Source organism: Halomarina salina, assembly GCF_023074835.1.
Classification (GTDB): domain Archaea; phylum Halobacteriota; class Halobacteria; order Halobacteriales; family Haloarculaceae; genus Halomarina; species Halomarina salina.
Map to the genome: position 1 here is coordinate 1,123,523 of NZ_JALLGW010000001.1, position 20,432 is coordinate 1,143,954.

Sequence of the window (20,432 nt, forward strand, 5' to 3'; positions counted from 1 at the left end):
GTCGCCCCTCAGAACCGGAGCGGCCGGATGAGCCGTCGAACGACCCGCTTCCCGTTCTCGCGGACGAACGCGGCGCCGCCGACCTTCGACTCGTCGAGCGCGTAGCGACCGGTGTACGTCCCGTCCCCGGCGTCGGGTCCGTCTTCGTCGTCCGTCCGCTCGTCCGCGTACGCCTCGGGGTCGTCGACGCGATACACCGTGTCGTCGTGCGTCGCCACGGCGAGCGCCTCGCGGACACGGGATTCGGTGAGGTCGCACGAGGCGGCGAGCTCGGGGACCGTCTTCGGGCCGTCACGCAGCTCTCTGGTGACGAGACTGGCGTGGTGCATCACGAGCATCGACTCGCTCGCGCTCAGGTCGTCGAACTCGTCGTCCGCTCCGGCCGCTCCCGTCGCGGACGCCTGGCGAGCGTCGAGCAATAGCCAGACGCCGGCGAGCGCGACCACCAGCGGGAACCAGACCGGGCCACCGCTGTCGGGGACGACCGTCACCTCGTACGCGAACCACGCGAGACTCCCGAGCACGACGAACGCGCCGGTGCCGACGCCGACCCACCGTTCGTCGACGCCGGGCGTCTCGCGGAGCAGGTTCGTCGTCTCTACGACCACGAGACCGGCACCGAGGCCCACGAGCGACCCGGGTTCGCCGGTCACCGCGTAGACCAGGGCGAAGACGACGATCAGGCTGGCGACGTGCCGGAGCGTGTACCGCTCGCGTGCGGCGTGGCGGAGTCCGTCGAACACGTCTCCTGCTGTCTCTCGGACGAACATAAATCACCGAACGCGCTCTCACGGCGAGAGAACGCTTATCCCACGTGACGATGTGCTACCGGGTATGTCCCGCTCCTCCACACGGACTGCCACGGGATTCGAGTCCGCGACGACACACGTCGACTCGGACTGGTGGCAGGCCATCGCCGTCGCGGGGGTGTTCTTCGTCCTCGCGTACGTCGTCGGTCTGTTCCTGTTCGTCACGGTGTTCGCGTCGTTCCTGTTCGGCGCGGCCGCGGGCGGCCCGCCGGAACTGTTCGTCGGCGGGTTCGGCCTCCTGTTCGTGTTCGTCAGCCTGTTCGTCCTCGTCGGCGTCGTGCTCAGCCTCCTGTTGCCGGTGGCGCTCTACCTCGACGCGAAGGCCGTCGACGAGGCGAACGTCGGCTGGCACCCCGACCCGACGCTGTACGCCATCGTCGGCGTCGTCGGTCTGTTCGCGCAGGGGTTGCCGGTCCAGCCGGCGGTCGCGTTCTACTACCTCTACAAACGCCGACAGGCGGTCGGGACGCCATAGAACGTCTTTTCAGCGTTCGCCGTCCAGTCGGAGTATGAGCGATACGCTGCGGCTGGCGACGCGCGGGTCGGCGCTGGCGCTCCGACAGGCCGAGTCGGTGCGCGAGGTGCTGGCGACCCGGCGTCGGCCGGTCGACCTCGTCGAGGTGGAGACGCGGGGCGACCGCATCACCGACGAACTCATCCACCGACTGGGCAAGACGGGGGCGTTCGTCCGCGCACTCGACGAGCAGGTGCTCTCGGGCGACGTCGACGCTGCCGTCCACTCGATGAAGGACATGCCGACCGAGATGCCCGAGGACCTCGTCGTGGCGGGCGTCCCCGAACGCGCGACGCCGGGCGACGTGCTGGTCACCGCCGACGGGCGCTCGCTGGACCAGCTACCGAGCGGCGCGACGGTCGGCACTTCCAGCCTCCGCCGGAAGGCACAGTTGCTCGCCGAGCGCCCGGACCTCGACGTGCAACCACTCCGAGGGAACGTCGACACGCGCGCCGAGAAACTGCTCGCGCCGGGGCTCCAGCGCGAACACGAGCGACGACTCGATGCGGAGGAAGCGGACGGCGCAGAGGACGAGGCCACCGGGGAGTCGTTCGACGAGACCCTCGACGACTGGTTCGACGGCCTGAGCGAACTCCAGCGTCGCGCGCTCGAACGCGACGTGGAGACGGAGTACGACGCCATCGTGCTCGCCGAGGCCGGTCTCGACCGGTCGGGGCTCGCACACTCGCTCTCGTACCAGCGGCTCTCGCCGACGCGGTTCGTCCCCGCGCCGGGCCAGGGAGCGCTCGCGGTAACCGCCCGCGACGGCGAGGTCGCAGAGCGCATCCACTCCTCGCTCGACCACCCGCAGACGCGGGTCCGGACGACCGTCGAGCGGACCATCCTCGCCGAACTCGGCGGTGGCTGCGTCGCCCCCATCGGCATCTACGCCCGCCTGCAGGGCGCGAAGGTGAACGTCGCCGTCCGCGTCCTCTCGCGGGACGGCACCGAGGAGATACGCGAGAACCGGGACCTGCCTGTCGAGCGCCACCCCGAGGCGGCCCGCGAGTTCGCCGCCGACCTCCGCGACCGGGGGGCGGCCGACCTCATCGAACGCGCCCGCCGCGAGACGCAACCGGAACGTGGCGCGCGCGAGGACGCCGACGGTGCCGACGCCGAGGACGGCCCGGACTCCGGTCCCGCCGACACCGGCGACGCTGACGCCGTCACCGACGACACACTCGTCGACGACACCGTCACCGGCGACACCGACGACACGAACGGGGTGGCAGTCGAGGACGCCGACACCGGCGAGGACGACGCGGCCGACGACGAATCGCCGAGCGAGTCCGGGGGTGCTGTCGAGGGCGAGGAGTCGGCCGACGAGGTGACGGACGACGGAGAACCGGCCGACCAGACGCCGGCGGACGAGGCGACAGACGACGAGGAATCGGACGACGACGATGGAGCGTCGACCGGCTACACGCCCAGCACGCCGTGGCCGACGGCCGGGAACGGCGAGGAGGAGTGAGATGGGCGGGTCGACTCCTGACGAGTCCGAGGCGACGGGCGCGACGGGCACCGTCTATCTCGTCGGCAGCGGCCCCGGCGACCCGGACCTGCTGACGGTGAAGGCTCGCCGTCTGCTGGAGGAGGCGGACGTGGTCCTCCACGACAAACTTCCGGGACCGGAGATCCTCGGGTCGATTCCCGAGGGCAAGCGCGAGGACGTGGGCAAGCGCGCCGGCGGCGACCGGACGAGCCAGGAGTACACGAACGACCGCCTCGTCGAACTCGCGCGCGAGGGAAAGTCGGTGGTACGGTTGAAGGGCGGCGACCCGTTCGTCTTCGGCCGCGGCGGCGAGGAGGCCGAACACCTCGCCGCGAACGAGATACCCTTCGAGGTGGTGCCGGGCGTCACCAGCGCCGTCGGCGGCCCCGCCGTCGCGGGCATCCCCGTCACCCACCGCGACCACGCCTCCAGCGTGACGTTCGTGACGGGCCACGAGGACCCCACCAAGGAGGAGTCGGCCGTCGACTGGGCGGCCCTCGCCGCGACGGGCGGCACGCTCGTCGTGCTGATGGGCGTCGGCAAACTCCCCGACTACACCGCCGCGCTCCGGGCGGCCGGGATGGACGCGGCGACGCCCGTCGCACTCGTCGAGCGCGCGACGTGGCCCGACCAGCGCGTCGCGACCGGCACCCTGGAGACCATCGTCGAGGTGCGGGACCGGGAGGACATCTCGCCGCCCGCCATTACGGTCGTCGGCGAGGTGGCGGCGACGCGCGAGACGCTCGCCGAGTTCATGCGCAACGGCACGTCGGACGGGCCAGCACAGGAGGGCGACGACCAGTGAGCGACGACGGTGTCTCGGAGACGGCCGCGACCGCGACCGACGCCACCGCGGACGACGACCGCCCGCGCGTGGCCGTGTTCCGACCGGCCGACGAGCGACTGGACCGGGCGGTCGAACTGCTCGACTCGCTGGGCGTCCGACCGGTGGGTGACCCGATGCTCGCCGTCGCGCCGACGGGGGTCGCGCCCCGCGAGGACGCCGACTACGCCATCCTCACGAGCAAGACCGGGGTCGAACTCGTCGCGGAGGCGGGGTGGCGGTTCGACGGGACGCTCTGTGCCATCGGCGAGTCGACCGCGAGCGCGCTCCGTGACGCGGGCTACGCCGTCGACGTGGTCCCCGAGGTGTTCTCCTCTGCGGGGCTGGTCGAGACGCTGGCCGACCGCGTCTCGGGTACCCGCGTCGAGGTGGCCCGGAGCGACCACGGCTCTGCGGTGCTCACCGACGGCCTGAACGACGCGGGCGCGTTCGTCCACGAGACGGTCCTCTATCGGCTCACGCGCCCGCCCGACTCCGGCGAGTCGGTGGCGCTCGCGGCACGTGGCGACCTCGACGCGGCGCTGTTCACCTCCTCGCTCACCGTCGAGCACTTCCTCGACGCGGCCGCCGAGCGAGGGATCCACGAAGACGCCCTCGCGGGACTGGACGCGGCCGTCGTCGGCACCATCGGCGACCCGACGCGGACGGTCGCCGAGGCCGCCGGCATCGACGTCGACGTCGTCCCCGAGACGGCCGACTTCGAGACCATGGCGCGCGCCGTCGTCGCCACGCTCACGGGATAGTCCGCATTCTTTTCAACTGTCCGACACTACTTTCGTCGTCCGTGTCGCACCTCCGGCCGGTGACCCTGATGTACGACACGATTCTCGTCCCCATCGACGGGAGCGACGGGGGGAACCGCGCCGCCGAACACGCCCTCGAACTGGCCGACCGCTACGACGCGACCATCCACGCGATGTACGTCGTCGACGTGAGTCGGTACGGCGAACCGGCGCTGAGCAGCGTCGAACTCGTCGTCGACGAACTCGAAGACCGGGGTCGGGACCTGCTGACGACGTTCGCCGACCGCGCGGACAACGACGGTATCGTCGTCGAGACGAAACACTGCCACGGTGCTCCCCACGAGGAGATCGTCGCGTACGCCGAGGACGCGGACGCCGACCTCGTCGTGATGGGCTTCCAGGGGTACTCCCACCAGAACCGCATCGGGAGCGTCGCCGAACGCGTCACCCGAACGGGCGTCCGACCGGTGATGCTCGTCTGAGTCTGCACGGACGACGGGGTGCGTCGACACGGCTGGTGGCGTCCGAGAGTCACTCGCCGTAGTCGCCGCCGTACTTGAGCAGGAAGAACGTGAACGCGACGACGGCCACGAGCGCCAGCGCCGTCGCGATTCCCAGCAGCCGCACGTCGTCGCCGACGACCGGTGGAGCAACCCCACCACCCTCCGCATCACCACCGCCGCCGGGCGCGACGGTGACGGTCCCGACCATCCCGGCCGACTCGTGTGGAATGCAGAAGTATCCGTACGACCCCTCCACGTCGAACGTGTGTTCGTAGGTCCCGCCGCCCCCGATGTCGCCCTCGTCGGGGTAGGCGCTCCGGGCGGCCTCCTCGCTACCGGCGTCCGCGCTGTCGAAGTACTCCGCGTCGGACGGTATCTCGCCCTCGTACGCGGTCACGCTGTGGCCGACCTGCCCGACGTTCTCCCAGACGACCGTTCCGCCCGGCGGGACGGTGACCTCCTGGGGGTCGAACACGAGTCCGTCGGTCATCTCGACGGTCGTGGCTCCTCCCTCCTGTGCGGCCCCCGCGTCCGTTCCGACTGCGACCGCGAGGGTACCGACGCCGCCAAACAGGAGCGCTCGCCGTGTGAGACCCGTCCCCGTCGCCCCGGACGCGTCTCTGCCGCTCTCCGCTCGCTGGCTCATGGCCGACGCTACGACCTGTCGAGAGGATAACAGTTTTGTCGCGGCGGCGGTCTGTCACGTCCCACGGAGACACCCGTCCACCGACGGCTGCGAAGCTATTCGTCAGCTGACAGCCTCCACCCCGCATGACCTCGTCCGTCCTCGTCCCGATGACCTACGGTCCGCTCTCGGAGCAGGCGCTCCGGCACGCTCTGGAAACGTACCCCGACAGCGAGGTGACGGCGTTGCACGTCGTCGACTTCCGGTCGAGCGACCGGGGTCCCGGCGGCTGGGGCGACGAACCCTCCGAGTGGGACGACTGGCTCGACACGGCCCGGGCTCACGCCGACGAACTCTTCGCCGACGCTCGCGACGTCGCCGCCGAGTACGACCGGGAGCTACGGACCGAGTCGACGGTCGGGAAGGCCGCACCGACCATCGTCGAGTACGCCGAAGAGCACGACCCGGACGTCGTCGTGATGGGCAGTCACGACCGGTCCGCACCCGCGAGGTTCCTCCTGGGAAGCGTCGCCGACCACGTCGTCCGGCGCTCTCCGGTGCCGGTGTTGCTCGTCCGCTAGTCCGGGTCCCGCAGTTTAAATCGGAGAGCGAACTAGTCGCCCGTAGATGACGTCGCCCGTCCCCGAACTCGCCGACTGCGCCGACGCCTGCGCCGACCAGTTGCTCGACGCCGAGGAGGTGCTGCTCGCCTCGCACATCGACGCAGACGGGCTGACGAGCGCCGCCGTCGCCTCGACCGGCCTCGAACGGGCGGGCATCGAGTTCGAGGCGGTGTTCAAGAAGCAGCTCGACGCCCACGAGATAGCGACCATCGCGGCCACGGAGTACGACACCGTCCTGTTCACCGACTTCGGCAGCGGCCAGCTCGACGACATCGCGCGCCACGAGCGCGAGGGCGACTTCACGCCCGTCGTCGCCGACCACCACAAACCGGCAGCGGACGTCGAGACCGAGTTCCACCTCAACCCGTTGCTGTTCGGTATCGACGGCGCGAGCGAACTGTCGGGCGCGGGTGCGGCGTACGTCCTCGCCCGCGCACTGGGGCAGACGACGACCGACGACGACCGGGCGAACGCGGACCTCGCGGCGCTCGCCGTGGTCGGCGCGGTGGGCGACATGCAGGCCTCGGGCGGCGAACTCCACGGCGCGAACGCGGGCATCGTCGCGGAGGGCGTCGAGGCGGGGGTGCTCGGCGAGACGACCGACCTCGCGCTGTACGGTCGCCAGACTCGCCCGCTCCCGAAGCTGCTGGAGTACTCCAGCGACGTCTACATCCCCGGTATCTCGAACAGTCAGTCCGGAGCGGTCGGGTTCCTCTCGGACCTCGACGTCGACCTGAAACGGGACGGTGACTGGCGGACGTGGGTCGACCTCTCGGCCGACGAGCGACAGACCGTCGCCAGCGCGCTCGTCCGGCGGGCCATCCAGCGGGGCGTTCCCGCACAGAAGATAGACGGCCTCGTCGCGACGACCTACACGCTCCTCGACGAGCACGAGGGGACCGAACTCCGCGACGCCAGCGAGTTCTCGACGCTCCTCAACGCCACGGCGCGCTACGAACGGGCGGACGTGGGCCTCGCCGTCTGTCTCGGCGACCGAGACGGTGCGCTCGACCGGGCGCGCGACCTGCTGACGAACCACCGCCGGAACCTCTCGGAGGGCCTGCGCTGGGTCCAGAACGAGGGCGTCACGCGCGAGGAACACGTCCAGTGGTTCGACGCGGGCACACACATCCGAGAGACCATCGTCGGTATCGTCGCGGGGATGGCCGTCGGCAGCGACGGCGTCGACCGCGAGGTGCCTATCGTCGCGTTCGCTTCGAAGAACGACGAGGAGACCAAGGTGAGCGCTCGCGGCACGCACGCGCTGGTCCGCGCCGGCCTCGACCTCTCTGCGGTGATGGGCGAGGCGTCGGCCGCCGTCGGCGGGAAGGGCGGCGGCCACGACGTCGCCGCTGGCGCGACCATCCCCGCCGGGCAGGAGCAGGCGTTCATCGACCGTGCCGACGACATCGTCGGCCAACAGCTCGGATAGGACCCGAGCGACGTTCTCGGAGACATTGGGGGCGTTCGAGGGGCTACCCTGTTCTCCCCACGATAAACTGCATGTAGCGATACGAAAGTTGGACACTGGGTGAAGAGTCCGGAGTCGAGACGGTCCACGAGGTTCGCTTCGCGGGTCGAGACGACGGGTTGGAGCGGACCGCAGGCGCTGGACTGGGTCGAGTACGCGAACGTGCCGTTGCGACGAGGAGGCGAACCGACGGATCGCGAGTTCGACTGCGACGTCGTCGGTATCAACGAGGGCGGCCCCGCCTCTCGAAGCACCACTCGGCAGTCGAGGCGAGCGACCTCGATGCCACACGAGATCGGCTCGAACGAGGCGGTATCGAGGACCACGACGAGACGCGAACTGCGGGTCACGACCCGTTTACCGTCCGCGACCCCTCCGGTAATAGAATCGAACTACTGGAAAGACCCAGACCGCTGTCGGGTGTTCACCCCGACTCCAGACTCTCCGTCGGAATCGAAGTTCGGTTCGACAACTGCGAGACGCCGGTCCGTCAGCTACTCGACGACTTCCACGGCCGCGTCCTCGTCGAAGGACTCCTCCCCGTCGAGCAGTTGCGGTTTCCCGAACGGGAACGCCCCGAAGAGGGCGTAGTGAACGACCGAGGCGACGACGAACAGACCGACCAGTGCGGTCAGCAGGCGGGTTACTCTCGACATGCGCCCGACCACGTGCCGGAACCGCAAGAAGCCGATGGGTTCGTCCCCGTGTCGTCGCTCACTCGGTCGACGACTCCGACGACGGGTCGGCCAGTCGTTCGGCGAGGTTCTTCGCCGCCTCCACGTGCCGGTCGGCCTCCCCGTCGCCCGTGGACTCGACGTTCGACAGCAGGTCGACGACGTGACCCGCACGCTCGCGTTCGACTGCCGGGTCCAGGTCCGCCTCGGCGATGTCCAGCGCCAGCGCTTCTGCCTCGCCGAGCCAGGCGTTCGTTCGAGAATCGACCGGCCGCTCGCCGGTGGCGACGAGGTGGTCCGCGAGTCGCTGGGCGTCGTCGGTCACGTCGGTAGCATCGCGCCGCTGGACCGTCAGGGTTACGCCAGCGCTTCAGCGGTCGGCGACCTGGTCGAATTCGAACGATTCTGGCTATCTCGAGATGTCTCTCGCAGTCGGCAGCCGAGTCGACCCAACCGATTCTGTATAGCGAAATGAGATTCACGCCTCCCGACCGCCCGGCTTTTACCGACCGACGGCGACTGCCGAATATGGCCGACTTCGACCCCGAGACCTTCGAGGAGGAGAAGTACGTCGAGCACTTCACCGAGCTCCAGCAGGCGTACAAGCGCGCGTTCGACACGATGAACGAGGAGTACGACTCGGGACTCGTCCACGGCATCGACCAGCAGGTGCTCAACGAGAGCGAACCCATCTACGACACCGACTCTGGCGGGTTCCACATCGACCTCCCCGACGACCCGTACGAGCGACTCCAGGCCGTCGTCGTGGAGCGAGAGCGGTTCGAGGCCGTCATGGAGCGGTACGTCGAGGAACTCGAACGCGAACTCCGTCGGGTGTTCGACCTCTCGCCGGAGTCGCGTGGGTAACATCTAAGCGTCCGCATCCGTTACCTTCGTCCATGAGCACCGAAGCGCGTACGGAGGACGAACTCCGCGAAGACGTGACCAACTTCCTCCGCCGCAACTTCCCGCAGATCCAGATGCACGGCGGGAGCGCAGCCATTACCAACCTCGACATGGAGGAGGGAACGGTTTCCCTGCGCCTCGGCGGTGCCTGCTCGGGCTGTGGCATCTCCCCGATGACCATCCAGGCCATCAAGTCCCGCATGACCAAGGAGATTCCCGAGATCCAGCAGGTCCACGCCGACACCGGCATGGAAGGCGGCCACGGCGGCGGCGATGGCATGTCCCCGTCGTTCCCCGGCGAGACACGCGGCGGCGACATCGACAGCGGCGGGGACGAAGGGCCGGAAGCGCCTTTCTAGAACCACCACGTTTTGCTGCGTTCGCTCGCCAGTCGCGGAGCGACTGCCTCGCTCACTGGCAAAACTGAACTAAAAGCACTCCTTCACCCCCTTCGGGGGTTCAGTCGGCCCGCTCGCTCGCTTCGCTCACTCGCGGTACAATCCACGAGTGTGACCACCCTGCTCTGCCCAGCACCGCTACCTCCGGAGTCCACGTTCGCGTTCCCACGCTCGGAGGAGGGCGGTCAGCGTCTGATTGACGGGAGCGTCCGGTCCGTCGACGACGCCGTTGATGCTGTCGACCTCCGTCCGGCGACCCTTCTCGACGTCCTGGAGCATCGACGAGCGGTTGTCGGCAGTGGCGTCGGCGACGCGCTCGACGGCCGCGACGGCCGTCTCGTCGGTCAGTTCGACGCCGTCGGCGCGTGCGGCGGCGGCCACCTCGCGGGCCGCGGCGCGCATCACGTCGCCCGCGTCGTGGCCGAGGAGTGCGCCGTTCTGGACGCGAGCGAGCGCGGTGGGCGCGTTGATACCCGCGTTGACGGCGAGTTTCTCCCAGAGACGGCGAGGCATGTCGTCGGCGACTCGTGTGACGACGTCGGCCTCGTCGAACGCCCGACCCACGCGCTCGGCGACTGGTGACGGTCCGCCCTCGCGTGCGCCGAGGACGACCTCCCCGACGCCGGTGCAGGCCACCTCGCCGGGGCCGGTCAGCCGAGCGCCGTAGGTGCAGGTCCCGGCGAGGACGGGCGCGTCGAGCGCGTCGGCGAGCGTCCGTTCGTTGCCGAGGCCGTTCTGAAGCGAGAGCGCGCAGTCGAGGCTGGTGTCGGCGAGGGCGCGGGCGGCCGCGGGGGTGTCGTACGCCTTCACGGTCACGAGCGCGAGGTCGGCGCTCGGCGGGACGTCGGTCCGGGCGTCGGGGCCGACGGTCGTCTCGATAGCGCCGGATACGCGGAGCCCCTGTTCGCGGATGCGGTCGACGTGTGGTCGTCGCCCGACGAGCGTCACGTCGTGGGTGCGCGCGAGCAACCCGCCGAGCAGGCTCCCGAGACTCCCGGCGCCGAAGACGACCACGTCCATACTCCGATTCGGTCCAGGGGGGTACTCAGTCTTCCGTCCAGTAGTAGAGCGCCTCGCGGGAAGCGCCGCAGTCGGGACAGCCGTCGGGAATCGCGTCGATGCGGCCCATCGCGCCGCAGTCGAGACAGCGCCAGACCAGTTCGTCCTGTCCCCGGGTGACGCGTTCGTGGAGCGCCCGGTCCCCGTGGGAGACGTAGAATCCGCCGTCGTCGACGCTGTGGACGTGTCCGAGGCGGTCGCCGTCACGGTCGAATATCGGCTCGCCGGTTCGGACGGTGCGCTCTTCGTGTTGGTTGGTGCCACCGACCATGATACTATACACGTCACCTCGATGAATAACCATTGCGACGGAACTGCTGAAAATGCCGAACTGTCCCAGTAGGAGGGCTGTACGCGTTGCTGGGACAGCCACCATTATAGTCAATGAAAATGTACTGTCGTAGCGTATGCCTGAATGCCAGAACTGCGGTTCCTTCGTCACTGTGGCGTACGCGCGGGTGTTCACTCCCGACGAGATGGACAGCCCGAGAGTCTGTCCCAACTGCGAGGACAAGATACGTGACGGAGCGAGCGTCCGTGAGGCGCGGTCGACGCGCCGAATCTGAACTACAGCAGCGACCGCGCTTCCTCTAACACCGCTTCTGCGCGCGCTTCGTCTCTGGCTTCGGCAGTCACGCGCACGAGCGGTTGGGTCCCGCTCGCGCGTAGCAGGAACCAGGCGTCGCCCCGGTCGACGCGCACACCGTCGATGGTCGAGATGTCGCTCTCGTCGTACTCGCGGCGCGCCCGTTCGCTCACGTCGGCCATGACGCGTTCCTTGTCCTCGACCTCGACGTTCGCCCGGCGAATCGGGTAGTCGGGGACGTCGGCGACGCGCTCGGAGAGTGGTCGCTCGGCGGCGAGTTCGGCGAGTTTCACGGCCGCCAGCGGACCGTCCGGACAGAGCGTCTGGTCGGGCCAGATCCACGCGCCCGACGGCTCGCCGCCGAACGTCACGTCCCCGCCCAGTGCCTCCGCGACGTAGACGTCACCGACCGGCGTGTGGTCGACGCCGACGTCGCGGTCGGCGAGGTAGTCGGTCACCACGAGGCTGGTGTCGACGGGGACGGCGACTCGTTCACCGGAAGCCGTGGACTCGGCGGCGAGGATGGCGAGCAGGGCGTCCTTCGGGACGAACGTCCCCGTCTCGTCGACCGCCATCATCCGGTCGGCGTCCCCGTCGTGGGCGACGCCGAGGTCCGCGTCGCCAGACCCCACGAGTTCGCAGAGCGAGGTGAGCGTCTCGGCGTTCGGTTCGCTCGGGCGACCGGGGAACCGGCCGTCGGGTTGCGCGTTGAGCGTCTCGACGTGGCAACCGAGTCGCTGGAGCGCCTCGACGCTCACGCCGCCCGCGCCGTTGCCGAGGTCGACGACCACCTCCGGGGCGTCGCCGTCGAACGAGACGCTGTCGACGAGCGCCTGAACGTGGCGCTCGCTCGCGTCGGCCTCGCTCCGGGTGCCGAGACCGTCCCACGCTTCGAGGTCGAACTCGCGCTCGCGGAGGCGCTCTTCGATGCGCTCGCGGCCCGCCTCGTCGTAGGCCTGCCCGCTGGGCTGCCAGAGTTTGATGCCGTTGTCCTCCGCGGGGTTGTGACTCGCCGTCACGGAGACGCCCGCGTCGCAGTCCTCCCACTCGACGGCCCGCGCGACGGTCGGCGTCGAGGCCTGTCCGAGGTCCACGACGTCCGTCCCCGTCTCGCGGAGGCCAGCGCTCAGCGCGTCGACCAGCAGTCGCCCGCTCGCTCGTGGGTCCCGCCCGACGACGACCCGGTCGGTCTCGACACCCACGCTCCGCCCGACCGCGAGCGCGAGGTCGGCCGTCACCACGTCGCCCACGGGACCGCGGATGCCACTGGTTCCGAACATATTCGTGGGGACACGAGGGCGATACAAAGCTACTGCGCCCGACGGTCGAGGTCGGTCGTCGCGAGTGCGAAGCGGTGGAGTTTTTGACCGCACCGTGAGAACACGGCCCATGAAGTCGACCGACGGTAGCGACGCGGCGAAGCGCCGTGCCGGGGAGGCCGCCGCCGACCGGGTCGACGACGGGATGGTCGTCGGTCTCGGGACGGGGAGTACGACCGCCCACGCGATTCGGGCACTGGGCCGAGCGGTCGACGCGGGACTCGACGTCCGTGGGATTCCGACGTCCTACCAGTCGCGCGCACTCGCGCGCGAGGTGGGCATCCCGCTGACCACGCTCGACGAGGCGACGCCCGACGTCGCCATCGACGGGGCCGACCAGTTCGCGGGAAACGACCTCGTCAAGGGCGGTGGGGCGGCCCACGCCCGCGAGAAGGTGGTCGACGCGAGCGCCGACCGCCTCCTCGTCGTCGCCGACGAGTCGAAACGGGCCGAGCGACTCGACCACCCCGTCCCCGTCGAGGTGCTCCCGGACGCCGTCCCGACCGTCGAGCGGGCGGTCCGCGAGGCGGGCGGCGAACCGACGCTCAGAACCGCCGAGCGGAAGGACGGTCCCGTCGTCACGGACAACGGCAACCTCGTCCTCGACTGCGCGTTCGGGACTATCGACTCGCCGGGCGACCTCGCGACGACGCTCTCGACGCAACCGGGCGGTGTCGAACACGGTCTGTTCGTCGGCCTCGCCGACACGCTCTACGTCGGGAGCGGCGACGGCGTGCGCGTCGAGCGGTACTGACGGCTCTGGGGAGCGAGATAAATGGAGAAGCTGTTTCGAAACCCGACTTACAGGTCGCGGGGCTGGACCGTCTTGCGGTCGTTCTCGTCGGCTCGGCGCGCTGCGTCGTCGAGCAGTTCCTGCACTTCCTCGTCGAGCGCGTCGTAGAAGTCCGACGCCACGTTCATGTCATCGAGCGCATCCTTGACGGCCGCTTTGACGATTAGGTCTGCCATGCAAACCTCCGTTCACAGACGCCCCTTATAAACTTTCCCAAATACGGGGCTTCTAGCCGGTGTTCACTGCTTTATACACCGAATCTTTGGTCGGTATTAACGGTTTCGAGTGTGAAGCTAGATATGCTTTTTGGCCAGCACCTCGATTCGACGGGTTCCTTGTTCTCGCGCGCGCAGGGTGGTGTATGCGCGACATCCTCGACTCGGTCGCGGCGGGCGACCTGTCACCGAGCGAAGCGGAAGCGCGACTCCGCGGCTACGCGACCACGGGTGCGGGTCGGTTCGACGCCGGGCGTGAGTCCCGAACCGGCGTCCCGGAGGCCATTCTGGTCGACGGGAAGACCGCCAGCGAGGTCGTCGACCTCGCGGTGACGGCCGTCGAGACGACCGGGAGAGCGTTCTGTACCCGCGTCGACCGGACGACCGCCGAGACGGTCACGGACCACCTCGACGACGACTGGCCGGAGACCACCGTCGACTACGACGACCGTGCGCAGACGCTCGTCGCCCACACCCCGGCGTTCGACGTGCCGGCTCTCGACGCCGACGTGGGGGTCGTCACCGCCGGGACGGCCGACGCGGCAGCGGCCGGTGAGGCGGCGACCACCGTCTCGGAGATGGGCGCACGGGTGACGCGGGTGTCGGACGTGGGCGTCGCGGGCCTCCACCGACTGCTCGACGCCCTCGACGGCCTCCGCGAGATGGACGTGCTCGTCGTCGCCGCCGGCCGGGAGGGCGCACTGCCGACCGTCCTCGCCGGTCTCGTCGACGTGCCGATAATCGGGCTTCCGGTCGCCTCGGGGTACGGTCACGGTGGTGAGGGCGAGGCGGCGCTCCTGGGGATGTTGCAGTCGTGTGCCCCCATCACCGTCGTCAACGTCGGTGCCGGGTACGCGGCGGGTGTACAGGCCGGTCTCGTCGCCCGGTCGGTCGATTCGGCACGGAGCGGTCCGGAGGCGTGAGTGTCGGACCATCTATAACTGAACAGACAAGAAGGGTATATGAGTCTTGAGCGGCAACAGGTCGTACCGGCGATTCGTCGCCGGTGTACCATGGCCAAGTGCGACCACTGTAGCGCGCACGTCTCGGAGCGCTTCGCGCGCGTGTTCGCCGACGAAACCGGAAATGTTCACGCATGTCCGAGCTGTTCGGCGAACGCAGGCATTGCCGAAGTCTCCCGAGACCGCGCACGTGACAGTTGATGGCGACGGGCCATCGAACCGTGGTGTGACCACCACGTGAAGCCCTTTGCGACCGTACGACCGTGACACACTACGTCTACGTCCTGCGCTGTGGAGACGATACACTCTACACCGGCTACAGCACCGACGTCGAGCGACGGGTCCGGGAACACCGGGCGGGAAGCGGAGCGAAGTACACTCGCGGTCGGGGACCGCTCGAACTCGTCCACGTCGAGTCGTTCGGCTCGCAGTCGGCGGCGATGGCCCGCGAGTACGAGATAAAGCAGTTCTCGCGCGGCCGGAAGGACCGACTGGTCGGCGAGAGCGAGGAGCGGCCGACGGACGCCGACGACTGACCCGACCGACGGACGCCGACGACCGGCCCGTCGATCAGTCGCTCGCCGCCGGCATGAGGCACGTCCCCGCCCGTTCGGCGACGACGCGGCCGAGTTTCCGGATCCGGTCGTCGAGTTTCGGGTCGACGACCGACCCGTCGTCGTCGAACTCCCGCGACGCACCCCGGATGCCGACCTGGTGGGGAATCACCCAGCCGTGGACGCCACGGACGGTGCTGCGCATGTGGTCGAGCGTGCTGCCGTACGAGCCGCCGCCCGCGGTCGCGAGCAGGCCGACGACGGTGTCCTCGTACTCGTCGAACCCGCAGTAGTCGTGGAAGTTGCGGAACGTCGAGGAGTACGACCCGTGGTACACCGGCGACCCGAGGAGGACGCCGTCGGCCTCCCGGACGACGCGTTTCAGCTCCTCGCTCTCGCCCTGTTCGTCGATGCTCGGGTGGTACAGCGGGAGGTCGACGTCTCCCAGGTGAATCAGTTCGGTGTCCGCCCCGGCGTCCTCGGCGGCGTCGAGCGCGTGTCTCAGCGCGAGTCTGGTGTAGCTACCGTCGCGGCGACTGCCGCTGACGGCGACGACACGTGCCATTGCTCGAACTACGGAACGACGACGCAAAACGCCGTCGCACCGGGGCAGGTGGATTTTTCCTGCCCGACCGAGAGGTGCTGGTATGGACGCTATCTCGTTCGGTACGGACGGCTGGCGCGCGACCCTCGACACCTTCACCGAGGACCGCGTCCGCATCGTGGCGCAGGCCGTCGCCGACCACCTCACCGCGGCCGAGGCGGGCGAGACGGTCGCCGTCGGCTACGACGCCCGCGAGCACTCTCGTGGGTTCGCGGACGCCGTGAGCGAGACGCTCGCCGACAACGGGTTCGACGTGCTGCTCTCCGAACGCGACTGCCCGACGCCGGTCCTCGCGTGGACCGTCCGCGACCGCGGCCTCGCGGGCGGCGTGATGATAACGGCGAGCCACAACCCGCCGGAGTACAACGGCATCAAGTTCCTCCCCGGCGACGGCGCACCGGCCACGCCCGAGGTGACCGACGACGTGGAGTCACGACTCGCCGAACCGCGCGAAGCAGACGAACGTGGCGGCGTCAGCGAGGACACGTTCACGACCCGGTACGGCCAGCACGCCCTGAACTTCTCGGGGGCCGACCTCGACGGTCTCACCGTCGCCTACGACGCGATGCACGGCAGCGGTCGGGGAGTGACCGACAACCTCCTCGACGCGGCGGGCGCGAGCGTCGAGGCGCTCCGGGCGGACCTCGACCCCGAGTTCGGCGGCGGGTCGCCCGAACCGAGCGCGGAGAAACTCGGTGACCTCGTCGAGACGGTGACCGCGGGCGAGGCGGACCTCGGGTTCGCCAACGACGGGGACGCCGACCGGATGGCCGTCGTCACGCCCGACCGAGGCTTCCTCGACCCGAACCTGCTGTTCGCGGTGCTGTACGACTACCTCCTCGAATCCGAGACCGGTCCCGCCGTCCGGACCGTCTCGACGACCGCGCTCATCGACCGCATCGCCGAGTCGCACGGCGAGGAGGCCGTCGAGGTACCGGTCGGGTTCAAGTGGGTCGCGCAGGGGATGGCCGACCACGACGCCCTCTGTGGCGGCGAGGAGTCCGGCGGGTTCGGCATCACCGAGCACCTGCGGAACAAGGACGGCGTCTGTCTCGCCCTCGTCGTCGCGCAGGCCCACGCCGAGCGACCGCTCGACGAACGCGCCGACGACATCGAACTGGAGTTCGGCGAGATACACCAGGGCCGCGTCAGCGTCGACTGCCCGAACGACCGGAAGGCGGGCGTGCTCGACTCGCTGGAGGGCGACCTGCCCGACACCATCGCCGGGAAGGGCGTCGCCGAGGTCGGCACCAAGGACGGGTTCAAGATCTTCCTCGACGACGGGACCTGGCTCCTGATCCGCCCGAGCGGGACCGAACCGAAGCTCCGCGTCTACGCGGAGGCGACCGACGACGACCGCGTCGACGAACTGCTCGCCGCGGGCCGGGAACTGGTCGAACCGCGCGTCTGAGCGGCGTTCTCACCTGTACGGCTGCTCGATAACCTCCCGACCGTTTTTCGGTGAAGACGCGACCAGCGTCGCCGTGCTCTGACGAGCCACGCGACGCGCGTCACCGGGGACGACCCCGAACCGGCGCATCCTCCGCCGGAGTACGGTTCGACGCGTCGCCACTCGGCTCCGGCGAGCGGTCTCGCCCCTCGCTCACGGATGGAACCGTCTGCTCGCCCCCGAGGGTCCTCGCCGGGTCTCAGCGCCCGACGCGCAACACGCCCCGGCGCCGTCCGTCGGTCAGCGGGTCGACGTCGAACCCCAGCGACTCGTAGAACGGCGCAACCTCCGCCCGGAACTCCGCCGTGAGGCGGTCACAGTCCACTCGCTCGACGGCCGCCTCCACGAGCGCCCGTCCGATTCCGCCCTCGCGACGCCGCCGAGTCACGGCTATCGCCTCGACGTGGCGCGTATCGGGGCGGACCTCCTCGGGACGCGGCGCGATACCCTCGCGCTCGGGCGTGTCGAGGACGAGGACGCCGACGACCCTGGCCGTCGCGTCGTCGGGAGAGCCCGCAAGCCCGACGGTCGCGACCAGCACCGCCGCTCGCTCGATGCGCTCCCGAACTGTCCCGGCATCCGTGTCGAGCAGTGACCCGTCGAGGACGCGCATCGCGGCGACGTGGTCGTCGGGCCGGGCGAAGCGAACCCGAACGTCGTCGCTCGCGGCGCTCATCCGCCCTGGACGAGTCGCAACACTCGCACCTCGCTGGCCTCGACCGGCGCGTCCTCGGGGACGGGGCGGCCGTCGACCAGCACCGTCGCCTCGTGCGGGTTGAGGTCGACGGCGTCGATGAGGTCGCCGTACGTCGGGTCGGGGAGGTCCACCTCGTGGGCCTCCCTGCCGAAGACGTGGACGGTGACGTGCATGGGTGCACTCCGAAAAGCAGCGGTTTCAGGCTGTCGCGTTCGGTCGGAGTCGGTTCGAGTCGGAGTCCCGAGGTCGGTGACGGAGCGGACTCAGACCGTGGGCCGACCCGTGTCGTCGTCGACGACCGGCGGTTCGCTGGCGCGTTCGTCCGAGCGACCGCGGTACGCGCGGTAGACCACGAGCGCGAGTGCGCCGAGGCCGAGCAACAGGACGAGGAAGTCCACGACGCCACCGAGGACGGGGACGTACCCCACCGCGAAGACGACGAGGAACCCGACGAGGAGGCCCGCCCAGCGGTTGCGCACGTCGGCGAAGCCGAGCAGCCAGTTGCCGAGTGCGAGGCGGCCGTAGACGGTCGCCACCCACGCCACGACGGCGAACAGGAGTGCGCCGACGATGGTGATGGGGATGCCGATGATGGTGACCGCGAACAGCACCAGTACGAGGGGGATGCCGACGAGCGTCAGCAGGCCGGTCCCACCGGAGCGGAACGGTTCGGCGAGCGCCGTCGCCGAGACGCGGTCGGCCGTGCGCGGGAACACCAGCAGCAGCACCGCACCGAGCAGCAGCGAGGCGAGCAGCCCGTAGAACGCGAAGACGGGCGCGAGCGGCCCGAAGTCGACGGGGCCGACGCCGCCGTCGGTGGCGGTGACGGTGCCCGCGACGACGGCCCCGTCCGCGCGGACGAGTTCGCCGTCGTAGCTCAGGTCGCCGCCGACGACCGCCGTATCGAGCAACCGGACGGTGTCGCCGCCGACGTTCGCGTCGCCGCGCACCGTCCCGGCGATGACGACGTCTCCCGCGCCGGCGTTCAGGGAGCCGTCGACGACGGCACCCTCGGCGAGTTCGACGGTTCCGGCCCCCACGTTGACGTCACCGTTGACCGTCCCCTCGATGCGGACCGTGCCTGCAGCACCTTCGACGTCACCGTTGATTGTCCCACGGATGACCACGGACCCGGCGAACACCTGCAGGTCGTCGTTCACGACCTCGTTCTCACCGACGACGACGCTACCGCCGCTCCGGGTCTCCGCCGCCGCGAGGCCGGGCATCCCGCCGAGGACGACCACGGCCACGAGCAGTACGACCAGGACGCTCCTGATGGCTCTCCGTCCAATCATAATCGGTTTGACAGATGTTGTGCGGGCAGATAACGGTTGCTGGCCTCGTGCGGGCACGGAGCACGCGAGTACTCACGCAGCGACACTCCGGAACTACCGAGGGGCGGGTCGGGCGGGGACCCGACCTCCCGCTGACAACCGGCGGCCTGGCTGGTGGAGACACAGGGAGCCGTGTGTAGGAGAGACCGTCCCGAAGGCGCTCTCGCGGTAGTTAAGTGACGCCCGGAACTGGGTTCCGGTATGAGCGAGAGCGACGCGGGCGAGGGCGAGGCGCGACCTCGCGGGCGGGAGGTCTGGATCGAGAAGTATCGCCCGCAGACCCTCGACGAGGTGTTCGGTCAGGAGCACATCGTCGAGCGACTGGAGAGCTACATCGCGAAGGACGACCTGCCCCACCTCCTGTTCGCCGGACCGGCCGGCGTCGGGAAGACCACCTGCGCGACGGCCATCGCCAAGGAGGTGTACGGCGACGACTGGCGCGAGAACTTCCTCGAACTGAACGCCTCCGACGAGCGCGGTATCGACGTGGTCCGTGACCGCATCAAGAACTTCGCCCGCGTCTCCTTCGGCGGCTACGACTACCGCATCATCTTCCTCGACGAGGCGGACGCGCTGACGAGCGACGCCCAGTCCGCGCTGCGCCGCACGATGGAGCAGTTCTCGAACAACACGCGGTTCATCCTCTCGTGTAACTACTCCAGCCAGATCATCGACCCCATCCAGTCCCGGTGTGCCGTCTTCCGGTTCGCGCCGCTGTCGGACGACGCCGTCGAGGACCAGACGCGAGCCATCGCGTCGAACGAGGGCATCGAGGTCACCGACGACGGCATCGACGCACTCGTCTACGCCGCCGCGGGCGACATGCGCAAGGCCATCAACGGCCTGCAGGCCGCCAGCACGACGGGCGACACCGTCGACGAGGAGGCGGTGTACGCCATCACCTCCACCGCGCGCCCCGAGGCCGTCCAGGAGATGGTCCGGAAGGCGCTCGACGGCGACTTCACCGTCGCCCGCTCCCAGCTCGACACGCTCGTCACCGAGGAGGGTATCGCGGGCGGCGACATCATCGACCAGTTGCACCGCTCGGTGTGGGAGTTCGGTCTGGACGACCAGGAGGCGGTCCGCGTGATGGACCGCATCGGCGAGGCGGACTACCGCATCACGGTCGGCGCGAACGAGCAGGTGCAGCTGGAGGCGCTGCTCGCGTCGCTCGCACTCGGGAACGAGGAGTAGTCGCCGTCCTGCGCTCCTGCGGTCCGTTATCGTGTGGCCAGCGTCTCGACGGACGAGTACGGG

27 protein-coding genes and 2 pseudogenes are annotated in these 20,432 nt (G+C 69.5%); 17 read left to right on the forward strand and 12 right to left on the reverse strand.

The window, feature by feature from the left end:
* Window positions 1–8 precede the first annotated feature (8 nt).
* Window positions 9–770 (reverse strand): hypothetical protein, encoded by a 762-nt coding sequence (locus MX571_RS05705; RefSeq protein WP_247414623.1) that lies wholly within the window; start codon window positions 768–770, stop codon window positions 9–11.
* Window positions 771–834: 64 nt separating this feature from the next.
* Between MX571_RS05705 and MX571_RS05710 the strand changes: the two genes are divergently transcribed.
* The 5 genes and pseudogenes from MX571_RS05710 (at window position 835) to MX571_RS05730 (ending at window position 4,884) form a co-directional block, all read left to right on the forward strand.
* Entirely contained in the window at window positions 835–1,284 is a 450-nt protein-coding gene (locus MX571_RS05710) for a hypothetical protein (protein WP_247414624.1), read from the forward strand.
* A 34-nt stretch (window positions 1,285–1,318) separates the two neighbouring features.
* Window positions 1,319–2,437 (forward strand): annotated as a pseudogene (hemC, locus tag MX571_RS05715) (hydroxymethylbilane synthase); the annotation flags it as partial.
* Window positions 2,438–2,795: 358 nt separating this feature from the next.
* Window positions 2,796–3,620: a uroporphyrinogen-III C-methyltransferase gene (gene cobA / locus MX571_RS05720; protein ID WP_247414625.1), complete on the forward strand. Its 825-nt coding sequence runs from the start codon at window positions 2,796–2,798 to the stop codon at window positions 3,618–3,620.
* Window positions 3,617–4,402 carry a uroporphyrinogen-III synthase gene (locus MX571_RS05725; RefSeq protein WP_368408988.1) on the forward strand — a complete coding sequence of 262 codons (786 nt, stop codon included), beginning with the start codon at window positions 3,617–3,619 and terminating at the stop codon, window positions 4,400–4,402. The genes cobA and MX571_RS05725 overlap by 4 nt, the downstream gene beginning before the upstream one ends.
* A 68-nt stretch (window positions 4,403–4,470) precedes the next feature.
* Window positions 4,471–4,884 (forward strand): universal stress protein, encoded by a 414-nt coding sequence (locus MX571_RS05730; protein ID WP_247414626.1) that lies wholly within the window; start codon window positions 4,471–4,473, stop codon window positions 4,882–4,884.
* 49 nt (window positions 4,885–4,933) lie between these two features.
* Here the strand turns inward: MX571_RS05730 and MX571_RS05735 are convergent, their stop codons facing one another.
* Entirely contained in the window at window positions 4,934–5,551 is a 618-nt protein-coding gene (locus MX571_RS05735; protein WP_247414627.1) for a cupredoxin domain-containing protein, read from the reverse strand.
* 125 nt (window positions 5,552–5,676) lie between these two features.
* Here MX571_RS05735 and MX571_RS05740 point away from each other — a divergent pair, with 125 nt between their 5' ends.
* The 3 genes and pseudogenes from MX571_RS05740 to MX571_RS22665 all read left to right on the forward strand — a co-directional run.
* Window positions 5,677–6,111, forward strand: coding sequence for a universal stress protein (locus MX571_RS05740; RefSeq protein WP_247414628.1), 435 nt, complete (start codon window positions 5,677–5,679; stop codon window positions 6,109–6,111).
* A gap of 46 nt (window positions 6,112–6,157) precedes the next feature.
* Window positions 6,158–7,585 (forward strand): RecJ family nuclease, encoded by a 1,428-nt coding sequence (gene recJ / locus MX571_RS05745; protein WP_247414629.1) that lies wholly within the window; start codon window positions 6,158–6,160, stop codon window positions 7,583–7,585.
* 158 nt (window positions 7,586–7,743) lie between these two features.
* Window positions 7,744–8,007 (forward strand): annotated as a pseudogene (locus MX571_RS22665) (VOC family protein); the annotation flags it as partial.
* A 111-nt stretch (window positions 8,008–8,118) separates the two neighbouring features.
* Here MX571_RS22665 and MX571_RS05750 read toward each other — a convergent pair.
* Both MX571_RS05750 and MX571_RS05755 read right to left on the reverse strand, forming a co-directional pair.
* A complete protein-coding gene (locus MX571_RS05750; protein ID WP_247414630.1) occupies window positions 8,119–8,280 on the reverse strand; it encodes a hypothetical protein in 162 nt (53 codons plus the stop codon).
* A gap of 58 nt (window positions 8,281–8,338) precedes the next feature.
* Complete coding sequence (locus MX571_RS05755) at window positions 8,339–8,623, reverse strand: DUF8152 family protein (protein ID WP_247414631.1); 285 nt, start codon at window positions 8,621–8,623, stop codon at window positions 8,339–8,341.
* A 203-nt stretch (window positions 8,624–8,826) separates the two neighbouring features.
* Between MX571_RS05755 and MX571_RS05760 the strand changes: the two genes are divergently transcribed.
* Window positions 8,827–9,165 (forward strand): DUF5783 family protein, encoded by a 339-nt coding sequence (locus tag MX571_RS05760; RefSeq protein WP_247414632.1) that lies wholly within the window; start codon window positions 8,827–8,829, stop codon window positions 9,163–9,165.
* 32 nt (window positions 9,166–9,197) lie between these two features.
* A complete protein-coding gene (locus MX571_RS05765) occupies window positions 9,198–9,563 on the forward strand; it encodes a NifU family protein (RefSeq protein ID WP_247414633.1) in 366 nt (121 codons plus the stop codon).
* Window positions 9,564–9,740: 177 nt separating this feature from the next.
* On the opposite strand, the gene MX571_RS05770 is transcribed toward MX571_RS05765, so the two are convergent.
* Together MX571_RS05770 and MX571_RS05775 are read right to left on the reverse strand one after the other, a co-directional pair.
* A complete protein-coding gene (locus tag MX571_RS05770; RefSeq protein ID WP_247414634.1) occupies window positions 9,741–10,622 on the reverse strand; it encodes a ketopantoate reductase family protein in 882 nt (293 codons plus the stop codon).
* 25 nt (window positions 10,623–10,647) lie between these two features.
* Window positions 10,648–10,932 carry a DUF7130 family rubredoxin-like protein gene (locus MX571_RS05775; protein ID WP_247414635.1) on the reverse strand — a complete coding sequence of 95 codons (285 nt, stop codon included), beginning with the start codon at window positions 10,930–10,932 and terminating at the stop codon, window positions 10,648–10,650.
* A gap of 136 nt (window positions 10,933–11,068) precedes the next feature.
* Between MX571_RS05775 and MX571_RS05780 the strand changes: the two genes are divergently transcribed.
* Window positions 11,069–11,227, forward strand: coding sequence for a DUF7563 family protein (locus MX571_RS05780; protein WP_247414636.1), 159 nt, complete (start codon window positions 11,069–11,071; stop codon window positions 11,225–11,227).
* 1 nt (window position 11,228) lies between these two features.
* On the opposite strand, the gene glmM is transcribed toward MX571_RS05780, so the two are convergent.
* Window positions 11,229–12,527 (reverse strand): phosphoglucosamine mutase, encoded by a 1,299-nt coding sequence (gene glmM / locus MX571_RS05785; protein WP_247414637.1) that lies wholly within the window; start codon window positions 12,525–12,527, stop codon window positions 11,229–11,231.
* Between the two features lie 109 nt (window positions 12,528–12,636).
* On the opposite strand from glmM, the gene rpiA reads away from it, so the two are divergent.
* Window positions 12,637–13,320 carry a ribose-5-phosphate isomerase RpiA gene (gene rpiA, locus MX571_RS05790; protein ID WP_247414638.1) on the forward strand — a complete coding sequence of 228 codons (684 nt, stop codon included), beginning with the start codon at window positions 12,637–12,639 and terminating at the stop codon, window positions 13,318–13,320.
* A 47-nt stretch (window positions 13,321–13,367) separates the two neighbouring features.
* Here rpiA and MX571_RS05795 read toward each other — a convergent pair whose 3' ends face one another.
* Entirely contained in the window at window positions 13,368–13,535 is a 168-nt protein-coding gene (locus MX571_RS05795; protein WP_247414639.1) for a DUF1931 domain-containing protein, read from the reverse strand.
* 185 nt (window positions 13,536–13,720) lie between these two features.
* Here MX571_RS05795 and larB point away from each other — a divergent pair, with 185 nt between their 5' ends.
* From larB to MX571_RS05805, 3 genes are all read left to right on the forward strand, one after another.
* Window positions 13,721–14,497, forward strand: a complete 777-nt coding sequence (larB, locus tag MX571_RS05800) for a nickel pincer cofactor biosynthesis protein LarB (protein ID WP_247414640.1) — start codon at window positions 13,721–13,723, stop codon at window positions 14,495–14,497.
* 90 nt (window positions 14,498–14,587) lie between these two features.
* Complete coding sequence (locus MX571_RS22900; protein WP_438267223.1) at window positions 14,588–14,737, forward strand: DUF7563 family protein; 150 nt, start codon at window positions 14,588–14,590, stop codon at window positions 14,735–14,737.
* A 62-nt stretch (window positions 14,738–14,799) separates the two neighbouring features.
* A complete protein-coding gene (locus tag MX571_RS05805; protein ID WP_247414641.1) occupies window positions 14,800–15,072 on the forward strand; it encodes a GIY-YIG nuclease family protein in 273 nt (90 codons plus the stop codon).
* Between the two features lie 34 nt (window positions 15,073–15,106).
* Here MX571_RS05805 and MX571_RS05810 read toward each other — a convergent pair whose 3' ends face one another.
* Window positions 15,107–15,655 (reverse strand): NADPH-dependent FMN reductase, encoded by a 549-nt coding sequence (locus MX571_RS05810; RefSeq protein WP_247414642.1) that lies wholly within the window; start codon window positions 15,653–15,655, stop codon window positions 15,107–15,109.
* Between the two features lie 82 nt (window positions 15,656–15,737).
* Here MX571_RS05810 and MX571_RS05815 point away from each other — a divergent pair, with 82 nt between their 5' ends.
* The gene (locus tag MX571_RS05815) at window positions 15,738–17,105 is read left to right on the forward strand and encodes a phosphoglucomutase/phosphomannomutase family protein (protein ID WP_247414643.1); all 1,368 of its coding nucleotides are present in this window, start codon (window positions 15,738–15,740) and stop codon (window positions 17,103–17,105) included.
* 238 nt (window positions 17,106–17,343) lie between these two features.
* Here the strand turns inward: MX571_RS05815 and MX571_RS05820 are convergent, their stop codons facing one another.
* From MX571_RS05820 to MX571_RS05830, 3 genes are all read right to left on the reverse strand, one after another.
* Window positions 17,344–17,820, reverse strand: a complete 477-nt coding sequence (locus MX571_RS05820) for a GNAT family N-acetyltransferase (protein WP_247414644.1) — start codon at window positions 17,818–17,820, stop codon at window positions 17,344–17,346.
* Window positions 17,817–18,014, reverse strand: a complete 198-nt coding sequence (samp2, locus tag MX571_RS05825) for a ubiquitin-like small modifier protein SAMP2 (RefSeq protein WP_247414645.1) — start codon at window positions 18,012–18,014, stop codon at window positions 17,817–17,819. The genes MX571_RS05820 and samp2 overlap by 4 nt, the downstream gene beginning before the upstream one ends.
* Before the next feature lie 90 nt (window positions 18,015–18,104).
* Entirely contained in the window at window positions 18,105–19,136 is a 1,032-nt protein-coding gene (locus tag MX571_RS05830) for a bactofilin family protein (RefSeq protein ID WP_247414646.1), read from the reverse strand.
* Between the two features lie 240 nt (window positions 19,137–19,376).
* Here MX571_RS05830 and MX571_RS05835 point away from each other — a divergent pair, with 240 nt between their 5' ends.
* Entirely contained in the window at window positions 19,377–20,369 is a 993-nt protein-coding gene (locus MX571_RS05835) for a replication factor C small subunit (protein WP_247414647.1), read from the forward strand.
* Window positions 20,370–20,432: the final 63 nt, after the last annotated feature.